The organism is Chryseobacterium sp. MYb328 (genome assembly GCF_037572595.1).
Classification (GTDB): Bacteria; Bacteroidota; Bacteroidia; order Flavobacteriales; family Weeksellaceae; genus Chryseobacterium; species Chryseobacterium pennae.
Map to the genome: position 1 here is coordinate 187820 of NZ_JBBGZQ010000003.1, position 14871 is coordinate 202690.

The window sequence follows — 14871 nt, forward strand, 5'->3', positions numbered from 1 at the left end:
CTGGTTAACAATATCCATCATATTCTTAATAAAAAAGAATAGATTTTGAATTCCTGCAACAAAAGTACTCCCAAAGCCATAATGAGTAAATAGTGGATATCCATCATTTTACAAAAAAATCAACCCTAATCACTTCTTCAGATATATCCAGTAAAATCTGAAAATTACCTCCATCAATAATGGCTGGAAAATATTTATCTTTGGGTAAATTCTTTTTATGAAAGTATTAATTATTAATGGGCCTAACCTCAATCTTTTAGGCACCAGAGAACCGGAAATCTATGGTATTGTTTCCATGGAAGCTTATTTGAAAAACCTAAAGTCTGAGTTTCAAACTCATGAGCTGAAATATTATCAGTCCAATATTGAAGGAGAGCTTATCAACAGGCTTCAGGAAGATGATTTTGATGCAGTAGTGATTAACCCGGGAGCTTTCACTCACTATTCCTATGCTATTGCTGACTGCCTGAAGAACATCCGGAAACCAAAGATAGAAGTGCATATCAGTAATATTTATAAAAGAGAGGAATTCAGACAGAAATCCGTAACCGCAGCGTGTACTGATGCTGTATTATCCGGCTTTGGAATGGATGGATACAGATTAGCTTTACTGAGCCTAAAGTAAGTTCAAAATGATAGATTTTATGAAAATAAAAGGTAAAATTTATTGTAATAAAATTTCGATTTATCCCAATCAGCTCACCAAGAGAAAATCATATATCATTGAAGAAATAAGCTCTGATAATGTCAGAATCTGGAATGATGAGAATAAACTTAAATGGTACTCAAAATTTAATTTCAGTTTAAATAATGAACCTGAAATAGTATCAATTCATATAGATGATGAAATACTGTATGAAGAATCTGATACTGTAGAAGTAACCATTACCTTCTCAAACCACAATAAATATTGGGTAGTCTTTACTACCCCAAAGTATTTAGATGAAGCATTGGATGAAGAATCTTTTTACTTAATATCTAAATATATTATTGTCAAAAAGATTAATGAACAATCAATTCGATCAGCAATTTATAAACTGGACGAACAAAATGAATTAATTGAAAATTGCAGAAAATATCAATAAAAAAGCCTCATCAGTGATGAGGCTTATTTATCTTTATGGAATACTATTAGATAGTTTGTTCCTGTAATTGAGGACCTGAAGCAATCAATCTCTTACCTTCTTCAGTATCACAATACTGTTCGAAGTTTTTAATATATCTTGAAGCAAGATCTTTTGCTTTCTCTTCCCATTCTGAAGCATTCTCATAAGTATCTCTAGGATCTAAAATACCTGCAGAAACGTTTGGAAGCTCAGTAGGAATTTCAAGGTTCATGATTGGAACCTGAGTTTTAGGAGCGTTATCAATAGATCCGTCAATGATCGCATCAATGATCGCTCTGGTATCTTTTAAAGAAATTCTCTTACCTGTACCATTCCAGCCAGTGTTTACTAAATATGCTTTAGCTCCGTGCTCTTTCATTTTTCCGATCAATGTTTTAGAATACATTGTTGGGTGTAATGTAAGGAACGCTTCACCAAATGCCGGTGAAAAAGATGGCTGAGGTTCAGTAATTCCTCTTTCAGTTCCTGCTAATTTAGACGTATAACCGCAAAGGAAGTGGTACTGAGCCTGATCTTCGTTCAGGATAGAAACCGGAGGAAGTACTCCGAATGCATCCGCAGAAAGATAAACAATCTTTTTAGCATGGCCAGCCTTAGATGGCAATACAATCTTGTTGATATGATAAATTGGGTAAGAAACTCTTGTGTTCTCAGTGATAGATCCGTCTGTATAATCTGCTACTCCATTGTTAACAACAACGTTTTCAAGAAGTGCATCTCTCTTTATTGCAGCGAAGATATCCGGTTCTTTTTCTTCAGATAAATCGATAACTTTAGCATAGCATCCACCTTCATAGTTAAATACTCCATTGTTATCCCAACCATGTTCATCATCACCAATAAGATATCTTTTCGGATCTGCAGACAAGGTAGTTTTCCCTGTTCCTGAAAGACCAAAGAATAAAGCTACATCACCTTTTTCTCCTACGTTAGCAGAACAGTGCATTGAAGCCATACCTTTTAATGGAAGGTAATAGTTCATCATAGCGAACATTCCTTTTTTCATTTCACCTCCATACCAAGTACCACCAATAATCTGTAGTTTTTCAGTAAGGTTGAACATGATAAAGTTTTCAGAATTTAATCCTTGAGCTTCCCAGTTAGGGTTTGTTGTTTTAGAACCGTTGATTACTGTGAAATCTGGCTCTCCAAAGTTTTCAAGCTCATAGTGAGAAGGACGAATAAACATATTCGTAACAAAATGCGCCTGCCATGCTACTTCAACGATAAATCTTACTTTAAGTCTCGTATCTGCATTCGTTCCGCAGAATGTATCTACTACATAAATCTTTTTAGATTCAGCAAGCTGGTTCAGCACTAGTTCTTTACAAGACCCGAAAATTTCTGCATTAGTAGGTAAGTTTACTTTACCATCCCAGAAAATAGTATCTCTTGTAACATCATCCTGAACAATATATCTGTCTTTAGGTGAACGACCTGTGAAAATTCCTGTTTTTACTGATACCGCGCCCGATTCCGTAAGTTCCGCTTTCTCAAACCCCTGATTTTCAGGAGAAACTTCAGCCTGGTACAATTCTTCATAAGAAGGGTTATACACTACTTCATAGTTTCCTTTAATCCCTAATTTCTCTAAATCCTGGATGATTTTAGTGTTTTTCATTTTACTTATATTTTCTATTTCTTTATTGACTTCAACAAAAATAATATTAATTATTTGTTAAAGGTGGTTTAAATATACTGATATAAGTCAGAATGACAAATAAAAAAACCCGACCGTAAAATACTGATTATAAATTAATTAAATTTTTCCATTCAAAAATAGTGGTGAAACCTTTCTCCCAAAAATAGTCTTTAAAGCCCCCAAATTTGGCACTCAGGACAAAATCTCCCCCCCATGCGCCCAAACTTTTTACAAATACGGGGCAATCTGAGAATAATTTTTCTTTAACTGTAGGAATTTCAATAAAATTTGAAATTTTACCCTCATGAATCATCATTAATTCAGAAAAATTTTCCAATTCATTGCATAATAAAATTTTCTTTGTGATATCTGAAAATTCATTTACTAATTCCTGAGACTTTGTTTTTGATTTATAAAGACTGATTGCTTCACGGCTATCCTGCTTCTGATTTAAATGGATAAAGATCAGTTCATTTTTAAAAGAAGGATTAAAATCTACTTTCTCATATCTGATCTCAGGCTTGCTCTGAAAAAGTACTGCAGATTTTTCTTTTGCAACAGCAATATCATATCCACTTCCACCTAAACTGATTGTATTTAAATAAAAAGGATCTATTTCTGCCCACTCCGAAAGGTTATTCATTAAGGTTGAACTGCTTCCAAGGCCAAAATCAGCAGGGAACTGGAGGTTGGTTTTTAAGTGATAAGTAAAGTCGTTTTTGAATTTTGTAGCAGAAAGCTGCTGAACATTCTTTAATGTTTTTAAAATAAATTCAGCGCTTGATGGAATATTGGTTTCAAGAATCTGCCAATTTTTATAATTGATGACAGCTTTTAACCAAGGTTGATTCTGATGGAGTGCTTCCCAAAGTATCAAAGACTGATTATCATCTTTTTCTTCAAAGAAAAACTCTTGTCCCAGCCTGGTAGGTACCGCTAAGACAAGAGCTCCGTCGATTGCGAAATATTCTGAAGTAAGCATAAGCTTGCCCGGTGAAAATATCGCGCTCATATTTTTATTAATTAGATCGCAGAATTAGATTCTACAGATCCGTCAATTTTTTTGATCAATCCCTGAAGGGTTTTTCCCGGTCCTACTTCTATAAAATTAGACGCACCGTCTTTAATCATATTTTGTACAGACTGAGTCCATTTTACAGGTCCTGTAAGCTGAGCAATAAGGTTTTGCTTGATCTCATCAGGATTCGTCACTGCTGTAGTGGTAATATTCTGATATACAGGAATAGTCGCTTTTCTGAATTTCGTGTTTTCGATAGCTGCTGCTAATCTTTCCTGAGCCGGCTGCATCAATGGTGAATGGAAAGCTCCGTTTACCGGTAACAATAAAGCTCTTTTTGCCCCTGCTTCTTTCAGCTTTGCACAAGCTTCTTCTACTGCAGAAGTTTCTCCTGAAATTACCAGCTGTCCCGGGCAGTTATAGTTTGCCGGAACTACGATTCCACTGATCTGTGCACAGATTTCTTCTACTTTAGCATCTTCAAGACCTAAAATAGCTGCCATTGAACTTGGATTAGCATCACAAGCATCCTGCATAGCCTTAGCTCTCTCTGAAACCAATTTCAAACCATCATCAAAAGATAAAACGCCGTTAGCTACTAATGCTGAGAACTCTCCTAAAGAGTGTCCTGCCACCATTTCAGCTCCAAGACCGTTTACTGCTTTTAATGCTGCTACTGAATGTATAAAAATTGAAGGCTGGGTAACCTCTGTTTTCTTAAGATCCGCATCCGTTCCGTTAAACATAATGGAAAGAATATCGAAACCTAAAATTTCATTGGCAGATTCCATCAGATCTTTAATATCTTTTCTAGAATCATACAATTCTTTTCCCATTCCTATGAACTGAGAACCCTGCCCTGGAAATACAAGTGCTTTCATGTATTGAATTAAATATTATGCAAATATAACTATAATGTTAACAATATCTTTTACACAAAGATAAATATCATCTAAGGTACTAATCTGATGACTCTGTAACCCGTGTTTACATAAGCTCCGTTTGCCTTAGATTTTACAAACTCAAATTTTGTTGCAAGCTGAGTCTGCACCTTATTCATTTGTTTGAAAATTTCTCCTTTTTTATTTTCTCTTGTCAACATATCATTTACCACGTCAAAACCTACGATCGCATATTTTGGAGGAGTCTTGCAATACTTGCTTTTGTAAGCTGCAAGAATCTCTTTTTCAAAGTTACCATCGGTATTAATTTTTCTGTCCATCAGATAGACCAGACTTGCCTGGCTCAGATCATCTACTTTCTTTTCGAAGACAGGAGAATAGAACATACTGAAAGCTTTTACCCCCTGTACTTCTTTAGAAAGAGCAATCATTTTATTAGCGAAAGCTTCTCCCATATCATCATTAGCTAAAACAGCAATAACCGGAGCAGACTGACCTGTCATCATATTCTGATCCAGCTGAATATCTGCCGGAGAGTTTACAATAACAATATTAGGATTTTTCACTGCTTTTTCAAGACCTGATTTGATGTAATTGGCATTTTCTTTCTTACCATCTGCCACTATGTATATTTTTTGATCTGAATATACAGCTTTTACTTCTTCTACAATCTTATCTGCATACGTCTGATTGTTTGTTTCAACAATGATCAGATTGTTATAATTATATAATTCCGGTGTGTTGGCAAATGGTGCTACTACAGGAATTTTTTGATTTTTAGTAAAATCCAATACATCAATTACATTGGACTTAAAGAATGGTCCGATGATAAGATCTGTATTTTCAGGATTGATCTGCGTAAGAGAGTTTTTAAAAGAGGCTTCATTTCCGGAGTCCACAATTTTGACATCCAGTTTCTGACCTCCTCTAGCATTTCTTTCAATAGCAAGTTTAGCTCCCGTTAAGAAATCAAGGGCCATTCCTCTGTATTGAGTTTCGTTGGTACTATATCCGAAAGGAAGCATCAGTACAACACTTAATGCATCACCGCTTTTCTTAACGTATACAGGATCCTGTTTTTTGATTTTCAGGACCATTCCGGATTTTAATCCTTTTGACAAATCCGGGTTAAGAGCGATCAATTCATCAATACTTACTCCAAACTTATTGACAATGGAGAATACGGTATCTCCCTGCTGAACGGTATAGGTAACATAGTCATCACCCACCACCACATTACTGGAAGCTGTTGATGATTTTTCATTCCCAGAGTCCATTTTTGTTTTTGGGTTGGTTGTTTCAGCTACAGGTTCTGTGTTTGATCTTTTTATTTTGATGGTTTCACCAGGCTTTAATCCCTTTTCCTCCAATCCAGGATTTAAAGTATAAAGGTCCTGTTGGCTGATTCCAAACTGTTTTGTAATTCTGTAATAATTATCTTTTGCCTGTATCACATAGCTTTCTCCTTCTACAGCAGGTGTAGTTGGTATAGCTGTCACTGTTTTTTCAGCAGGGGCTTCTACAGGTTTTGTTGCCGTTACTGTTGGCTGATCACCACCATATTTTTTAATGCTGGCAAGAGGTAATGTGATTTCATCACCGATTTTCATGTTAGAATCCAATTCAGGATTCAGTTTTCTTAAATCAGTTTCAGAGATTCTGTATTGTTTTGTAATTCCATAGATGGTTTGCTTAGGCTGTAGAATAATTTTACCCACCGAAGTTCCCGCAATAGTACCTACTTTTTCAGGTACAGCAGTTTTGGGAGCAACCGTAGTTACGGCCTTTTCTGTTTTTACGGCTAAAACATCTCCGATAGCCAGCTTGCCATCTTTATGTTTAGGGTTTAGTTTCAGCAATTCATCTACAGTCATTCCATACTTCTTTGCAATGTTGTAAGGATTATCACCTTGTACAACGGTGTGCGATTTCTGGGCTGAAACTCCCAAAACCATACATAAACTGGATAGAATAAAAAACCTCTTTATCATATTCGATAATTATAATTTACAAAAATACTTCTTTAAAATTAAATGGCAACAATTATTAATTTGGAATCTTGAACCACCATCTCTTCCAAACAATTTTCAAGCCATGGATAGCCTTCATCGGAAAAGAATACGCTAAAGTTAAAAACTCTTTCCTGCCATGTTTTAGAAGGGTGTACCTCTAAAAACAGATTTTCAAGTCTTTCCAATAATTCGTTCTGCTTTATTTTTTCTGCATGTAGAAGACGTTTCTTCATTCTTTTAAATGATTTCAGCTGCCTCACTTCTTCTGCTTTCACCATATTTCCAAAGGATTTATCTGTAGTTTCAGCAGAAGCTTTCAGCTTTGCAAAGTTGTTGGCCAGAGTCTCTTCTTCTTTATTCAGTAATGCTAAAATAGGATTATCGTTTAAAATCTTATGATTGGTAATCACTGTAAAATTCTGGAAAAAATCTTCTATTTTAAGATCCAGTTTTTCAATTTTCCCTACTGTTTTCTCCTTCAGAAAAAGCATAGAGTTTCTTGGGATCAGGATGGGGAAAGGAATATTTACTTTTGAGAAATAATCTTTCAGTTCCAGCCAATACATGATTTCGGCATTTCCTCCGATATAAGCCAGATTCGGAAGTACTTTTTCCTGATATACCGGACGCATTAAAGCATTCGGGCTGAATTTTTCCGGATGATTTTCAAGTTCAGCAATGATCTCTTCTTCGGTAAACTGAATCTTTGTATCTACAACAAAATATTTCTGCCCGTTAAAGTCTATCCTGTCTCTGGTTTCGGAAAGATAAAAAAGATTAATCTCACGGGGATTTACCTGGACCTTTCCATATTTCTCAGTCAGGAACTCTACTTTATTTCTCGAAGTTTTCTGTAAACTGAAATGAAGCAGCTCATCTTTAAAAACCTCTTTGATCTGCTCTTTTAATTCCTTTGAATCTCCATCCAGCATTAATAATCCAAAGTTGGAAAAAAGACGGTTTACCAGAATCTGGATAGCTTGTGTCAAAGTATTTCCCTCCTTATAAGCTTCTTTGAGCATTAAGATCAACTCTGTCCCAAAAACAGAATCCTTAAATTCTCTCTCAAACTCGGAGATAAAATAGGTATCATTAATCTGAATTCTCCCTACAGGCCCCCCAGATTTTTCATTGGTTTCATAATAACTATTCTCCGTTTTAAAATGATTGATCTCAGCAAAATCATGATCTTCAGAGGCCATCCAATACACCGGAACAAAATTAAAATCCGGAAAAGATTCTTTAAGATAAGTACAGGTCTTTATGGTCTGTAAAATTTTATAGATAAAGAAAACCGGCCCTGAAAACAGATTCAGCTGATGTCCTGTTGTAATGGTAAAAGTATTGGGCAGTTTCAGATTTTCAAGATTTTCTTTCTGTTTTGAAGAAAGAGTGAGATCCGACAACTGTTTTTTAAACACATTAGATAATATATTCCTCTGTTCCGAAGAAAAGGAATCTTTTTTTAAATGGATCTGCTGGCTGAAATGCTCCACAGAAAATGTTTTGTTTTCAAAACCCTCAATCTTCTGATTCAAAAAATCTTTTACTAATTGAGGTATGCTTTCTATATCATTAAATGATATTTTATTAATTGTTTTCAACCTGTATCGTTTTTAGTTGAACAAATACCACAGAATTCCGATATTCAGTCTGAAATCATATACCGGATAGTGTGGAAATGCATAAGCTTTGTTATTTGAAATAAAGGTTCCGATTTGTTGCCCTTCTATGAAGAAGAACATTTTCTTTACCTTCATATTGATATATAGATCAGCAATAGGCTGCCCTCCAATGGAGAATGAATTTGTACCAGGAAGAACATACTCATTAAGAACAGGGAAATACTCTCTGGAATTAAATTTAGAGAAGTAATACACCTTAAGTCCTGCTTGAATTTCTGCTGCTTTTTTAAATGCCTGAGTCTGATAGAAGAAGTTTGCTCTCCCCACAAAACCTGGCATTGGAAGCAAATTCTTATTGGTTAATGCATTCTGGAAATGCAGTCTTGTATTCAAATGGAATTTACCATAACTGAAAGTGGCATCTCCTCCGATCTGAGAAATATTCAAAGAACTTTCACTCTGTTTTGGAGCTGCATTATTATCAAAATAGGTATAATTGTCGATTCTGAAGTAATTGGCAAAAAGTTCTGTTTTAAACCATTTCAGATTAATACTTCCTCCAAGTTCCATTACAGATTGATTCTTGGCATTTTCAAGATAATAATTGAAATTATTATATACCGAAGTATTCAATAAATAGTTGAATGACGGATAAGCGCTTTGGAAGTTTACTTTTGCATTGACAAAGTAATCTTTTATGGGCTCAAACTTCAGATTGTTTGTTGTTCTCAGATAACTTTTGAACTGGCTTCCGTTTGAGAATTCAAGGAATGAGTTCAATTGTACTTTATCCCAAAGTTTCACCTGTAGGTTTCCAACAGCTCCAATTCTGTTTTCTTTAAGCTCCCCAGGAAAAGGAACCCCATCAAGAGCTACTATATCTCTTATCCCAAATTTAATCATCTGATAACGTACACCGGCATCTAATCTAAACTTTTCATTATTGAAAACCAAGCTTAAAGTATTACTCAGATTGCTGGAATACTTTTTCGTTGTTAAAGGAAATCCATTGACTAAATCTGTAGGGGCCTTATACCAATATTCTTCCAAAGCATTTTGGTTATAATAATATTTGTTACCCTGATGGGAAATGGTATGTCTGATACTGAAGGGAAATTTTTCAGCATTGAACGGCGTAAACTGATGACTCAGATAATATCTTCTGTAGGCATATTGTGAGCTGGTTGAAGCTAAATTAACCTGAGCGTTTTGCCTGTTCTTATAATTACTGTCTCCACTTTGAAACAGATTGTCTTCGGTAATTCCTCCACTTTCCTGATTGTTGATATTCTGATGAAGGTAGTGAGCGAAAAGTTCATAGTTTCCACTCTTGGAAACATAATGTCCGGAGAATATGGTATTGTTATTTGCTGCAAGGGAGTTTCTGTAAAGCCCTTGTGAGCGAAGCCCCATATATTCAATGGCAAAATTGAATCTTTTCCCGATATTTTGAGTATAGGTAGAATTTAGTGCGGCCCCATTTCTCATCGCATTATGATAGATAAATGTTGCAGTAGGTGTTTTTACATCATAGTATTTTACATCGTTAGCACCAAGAATCATGTAAGCTTTGTTGGAAGGCAGTAAAGATAAGTTCTGTTCAGCATTCACCTCAAATACCAACGGATTAAATCCTGATCCAATATTGGCAGGTTGTATTCTTCCGAAGTTGTCTCTATTATTATATTGTGAAAAGATATAAGTCTTATCAAAAGTCATTACAGTATCAAAAACTTTTTTTCCTGAAAACTGGGTCTGGTACTGATAATCGTTGATGGTAGGTTTAAAAATTTTCAAGGAATCTTTCTTCCCGGAGTCTATGACCAGAGTGTCTTCCGGCTTTTTATCTTGTTGGGTATTTTCTGCCTTAGCAACCTGTGCATTGGCAACAAAACCGAGGAAAGTGATTATGAAAAGGATATACTTCATTATTCATTATTGTTCAGCAAAAATAAGAAATAATAGTAAATAAAAACCCCTGCTGTGAGCAGGGGTTCTCTATATAATATGTTAAATATTAATATAATCTATAGATTAGTTAGTTAAAAACTCATTAGCATCTACAGCTCCCTGAGGGAAAGGCAGTTTATACTTTTCACCTTTAAGCTTAAGATCAGACCATCTTACCCACTCGAAAGATAATTCTACTCTTCTTTCATCATCCAGAGAAAGACTAGATTTTCTAGCAGCCTGGAACTCAGTAAGCCTGTTAGTATTTCCTGCTTCAGCAGAAATAAGGTACATTTCAGGAATTCTTGAGATTAAAAGATCTGAATCTTCAGCTCTGGTATATTTATTTGAGAAAATAAAATTCCCTGTTGATGGAGCTTCAGCTATATCAAATAATGCTTTTCTTGTATCTGTTGGTCCTAAAAGCGCAACCAGATTCTTTGACGCAGCAAAGCAGTTCCATGTGTTAGCATCATAGCTCATAATCCATCCCCAAACTCCGTTACCTTCAGCTAAATTTCCTGCAAGCTTATATATAACTTCTGAATCATTGTTCTTTGGATTGGCAGAAATACTGAATTTACCACTCTTAATCAAAGCTTCTGCTTCTGCACCTGCACTTGCAATATCACCATTCATTCTATAAACTCTTGCAAGAAGGGCCATAGCAGCTTCTTTCGTAGGCTTAAGTCTTGTTTTAATATCAGTTGCACTTGCAGATTCTACATTATCTTTTGCATATTTCAGGTCATTGATAATGAAGTTTAATACTTCTTTAGGAGAGGAAGCTTTGATTGGATTAAAATCATAGTTCTCATCAACCAAAGGAACTCCTTCATATAAATCATATAATCTTAGGTAAGTTAAAGCTCTTACATATCTTGCTTTTCCTTTTTGAGCATTAGAAGCTGTAGGAACTTTCAAAATAGTATTTGCTCTACTGATAGCCTTATAAAAATCTTTATAGAAATAACTCAACATTACATCCCCCGGAGGCGTTGCATGATCATAAAGATACTGAATCTGAAAGAATTGAAATTTAACAGGATCATAGTTATCTCTTGCCATAATTTCCGAAGCCATAATCGCAAAATATCCGTAAGTGTTAGGATTCATAACAACACTGTATGATCCTATCAATAATTTATCAACATCATCTGAAGATAATGGAGAGTTTGCATCCAATGCAATCTCAGATTTTATATCTAATGCGTTATCACAAGAACTTAATGTTAATCCAAGTGCTAATAGTAATATGCTTATCTTTTTCATTGTAATTCTAATTAAAAATTAATATTCATTCCTATGCTATACACTTTTACGTTTGGAATACCATTAGTATCTACTCCTGATGAAATTTTAGAAGTATCAGCAAAACTTTGGTTAACTTTAAGTGATCTGTCATAGTAATAAGCTTCCGGGTCAACACCTGAATACTTAGTGAATGTGAATGGATTTCTTACCTGAGCGTAAAGTCTCATTGATTTAATGAATTTCAGGTTAGTTTTATCGAAGTTATATCCTATTGTGATATCAGTAATTCTTAAATAATCAGCATTTTCCAAGAATCTTGTTGACTGCTCATTGTTCCAAGCAGCAACAGCGGATGCCATATGAGGACGAGGTACATTAGTATCTCTATTATCAGGAGTCCAATAATTCATTTGATCAGCAACCATGTTTGGAGAGTAAGAAGGGTATCCTGTAGGTGCCCCTGCTTCCTGCTTTTGCTTGTACATAGCATAAATTTTCTTCCCAATCGAATATTGTGCGTTGATGGATAAATCTAACTTATCATATGTGAATGTTGTAGAAATACCTCCATACATTGGAGCAATACCACCATTGAATACAACTCTGTCATTAGTATCAATTTTTCCATCTCCGTTAACATCTCTATAGATCATATCACCAGCTTGAACCACTTTTGTTACATTACCAGCCTGATCTTTATATTCGTAACGTTCTTGAGCAATTCCAACTGCATCATATAAATAGAACGAACCTAAAGCCTCTCCTTCTTTTACGATAGAAACAAATCCTGTTGTAAACTGGCCTGATTTAGTACCAATTTTCTCAACAACGTTTTTGTTGTAAGAGAAGTTCGCTCCAAAATCCCATTTGAATTTTTCTCCTCTGATGATTTTTGTATCTACACTGATTTCAATCCCTTTATTATTGATTGTTCCAATGTTACTTAACCTATTGCTAAATCCTGACTCCTGTCCAATTGGAAGTCTATATAACAAATCACTAGTTGTTTTATTATAGTAGTCAACAGTTAAGTTTACTCTTTTGTTGAACATTGACAAGTCTAAACCTGCATCAAAAGACTTTCCTTTTTCCCACTTTAAAGTTTCGCTGTTTAATGATAAAACAGCCATACCTGGCTCCTGGTTTTGGTTCTCTCCTGAAGAAATTAGCTGCATACCTGCAGAATAAGGGATACCAGTTTGGTTACCTGTAAGACCGTAAGACGCTCTTAACTTAAATTCATTAATGAAGGGAACTTTGAAAAACTCTTCGTTAGACACTGTCCATCCTAATGACGCAGCAGGGAAGCTACCCCATCTGTATCCATCTCTGAATTTAGAAGAACCATCATATCTTGTTGAAACCATTAAGTGGTATTTGTTTTCCCAGCTAACCTGAGCTCTTCCAAAGAAAGAGTATAATGCCATGGAATAAATATTCGAATCTCCTTTATTAACAATACCAGCAGCAGATAACCAAGGTAAGTCATTTGAAACGAAGTTTTCTCCGTAAACTGAAGAATCCTCATAGTCCCATCTTTGGAAAGACTGCCCAACCATTACATTTACCTTCAATCTATTGTCAAAGAATCCTTTATCGTAAGCAGCAGTATTTTCTATTAGATAATCTCTGTTATTAGCAGTAAGATATGCTCCATATCCCCATGGCTGTCCTTCTCTTTCTCCTCTTCTTGTATTTGGAGCATCAAATCTGTTATATCTGCGAGAAGCGATATTTCCACTTAAGGAAGTTTTTAAAGTAATTTCTTTAATAGGATTATAAATTGCAAAGAAATTTGCTCCTACAGTCTGCCATTTGTCAGTTACTTGTCTTTCAAAGCCCCATAATGGATTGTTGTAATTAAACCTGTTAATTTTACCATTTGCAGCGTAAGGAGCTAAATTTGGTGGAGCAGCCATTGCATTAGAATAAGGCTGATAAGTATCATTATCGTCAGCTACTGGCTTTGCACTTGAATAAGTAAAATATGAATTTACTCCAATTTTAAAATTATCTGCGAACTTTTGTTCAACATTTAATCTTACTCTCGAAATTTCAAAATCATCACCACGGATAATCCCCTCCTGCCCGATATGGCCTGCAGAGAAATACATTTTAGACGATTCACCACCAGCTGTAAAACTTACTTGGTTATTGGTTACAGATCCTGTTCTTAGAACAAAGTCCATCCAATCAGTATCAATCCCTGTATTTGGCATTGGAGTAAGTGTCGCCATATTAGCAGGAGGTGCTGCTGTACCTGCTGCAATATCATTCAAGTAATTTTGTCTTGCAACATCATGTACCTGCTTATATTGCTGAGCATTAAGCAACCTTGGTCTTTTAATAATCTCCTGAATACCATAAGATGTTGAAAAACTAACCGCTGGTTTTCCATTATATCTACCGCCTTTTGTTTCAACCAATACTACCCCATTGGAAGCTCTGGAACCATAGATTGCTGCAGAAGCTGCATCTTTCAGGATTTCCATGCTGCTGATATCTTCCGGAGAAAGGTTTCCTAAAGATTCCTGAGGGACACCATCAATAATGTAAAGTGGGTTATTGGATGCACTTAATGACCCATTTCCCCTGATGCTGATTTTGGTTTCATTTCCTGATCTACCACCTGTGTTGGCAACTTGTACCCCAGGTGCTTTTCCTTGTAATGCTAACTCAACAGATGCAACCGGTTTGTCTTGTAAAACATCACTTTTAACCGTTGTAATAGATCCTGATACATCACTTTTCTTCTGCTTACCATAACCAACCATCACAACCTCTTCGATCTGAGTTTCTTTGGCAGCAGTATCCTTCTTAACCTTTTGAGCAGAAACAGCATTCCCTATAAAGAATAATGCCCCAACGCTCAATACACGTAGTTTAACATTCATATTAACAAATTTTAATATATTTTAATCGCAAATATGTTAATAAATATTAACATTAGCAAATTACATATGTACGTCCAGATTGTTTTTCTTTGCAATACCACAAGAAAACACTCCCAAAAACATGATGATTCATAATATTAACCTGTTTTTATTGATCAAAAATTAAAATAATAGTTTGAAAAAGCATTTTAACAATCAATAATTCGATGAAAAAAAAATTATCTATAATTAATCTAAATTACAATGGTGCTAATTTTCAACCAAATAGCTGTTTAAAAGTAAAAAAATCAATCGATTTCAGCACCATATAAAGTTTTATACAGATACTATGATTCCACCCATTTTCACCTATTTGTCTCATAAATAACACATATAAACATTCCTCTTTAGTTCAATCCTGCTATCTATAAAATTGTAATTTTAACATTCAAGTTTTAATTCAGCAAT

The 14871-nt window shown here is 35.1% G+C and carries 10 protein-coding genes; 2 read left to right on the forward strand and 8 right to left on the reverse strand.

The features are described 5' to 3' along the window. Positions 1-217: 217 nt before the first annotated feature. Positions 218-625, forward strand: coding sequence for a type II 3-dehydroquinate dehydratase (locus WH267_RS04860; RefSeq protein ID WP_340006174.1), 408 nt, complete (start codon positions 218-220; stop codon positions 623-625). A gap of 19 nt (positions 626-644) precedes the next feature. Next, positions 645-1085, forward strand: coding sequence for a hypothetical protein (locus tag WH267_RS04865; protein ID WP_340006175.1), 441 nt, complete (start codon positions 645-647; stop codon positions 1083-1085). Between the two features lie 46 nt (positions 1086-1131). Here the strand turns inward: WH267_RS04865 and pckA are convergent, their stop codons facing one another. From pckA to WH267_RS04905, 8 genes are all read right to left on the reverse strand, one after another. Next, positions 1132-2748: a phosphoenolpyruvate carboxykinase (ATP) gene (pckA, locus tag WH267_RS04870; protein ID WP_123320507.1), complete on the reverse strand. Its 1617-nt coding sequence runs from the start codon at positions 2746-2748 to the stop codon at positions 1132-1134. A gap of 127 nt (positions 2749-2875) precedes the next feature. After that, entirely contained in the window at positions 2876-3781 is a 906-nt protein-coding gene (locus tag WH267_RS04875) for a GYDIA family GHMP kinase (protein ID WP_340006178.1), read from the reverse strand. An 11-nt stretch (positions 3782-3792) separates the two neighbouring features. Then, on the reverse strand, positions 3793-4668 hold the full coding sequence (fabD, locus tag WH267_RS04880; protein ID WP_340006181.1) for an ACP S-malonyltransferase: 876 nt from the start codon (positions 4666-4668) through the stop codon (positions 3793-3795). A gap of 71 nt (positions 4669-4739) precedes the next feature. Further along, a complete protein-coding gene (locus tag WH267_RS04885; protein ID WP_340006182.1) occupies positions 4740-6680 on the reverse strand; it encodes a LysM peptidoglycan-binding domain-containing protein in 1941 nt (646 codons plus the stop codon). Positions 6681-6718: 38 nt separating this feature from the next. Further along, positions 6719-8305: a bacillithiol biosynthesis cysteine-adding enzyme BshC gene (bshC, locus tag WH267_RS04890; RefSeq protein WP_340006184.1), complete on the reverse strand. Its 1587-nt coding sequence runs from the start codon at positions 8303-8305 to the stop codon at positions 6719-6721. Positions 8306-8317: 12 nt separating this feature from the next. Next, a complete protein-coding gene (locus tag WH267_RS04895) occupies positions 8318-10255 on the reverse strand; it encodes a putative porin (RefSeq protein ID WP_340006186.1) in 1938 nt (645 codons plus the stop codon). Positions 10256-10360: 105 nt separating this feature from the next. Next, on the reverse strand, positions 10361-11548 hold the full coding sequence (locus tag WH267_RS04900; protein WP_340006188.1) for a RagB/SusD family nutrient uptake outer membrane protein: 1188 nt from the start codon (positions 11546-11548) through the stop codon (positions 10361-10363). Between the two features lie 11 nt (positions 11549-11559). Beyond that, on the reverse strand, positions 11560-14424 hold the full coding sequence (locus WH267_RS04905; RefSeq protein WP_340006190.1) for a SusC/RagA family TonB-linked outer membrane protein: 2865 nt from the start codon (positions 14422-14424) through the stop codon (positions 11560-11562). Positions 14425-14871 lie beyond the last annotated feature (447 nt).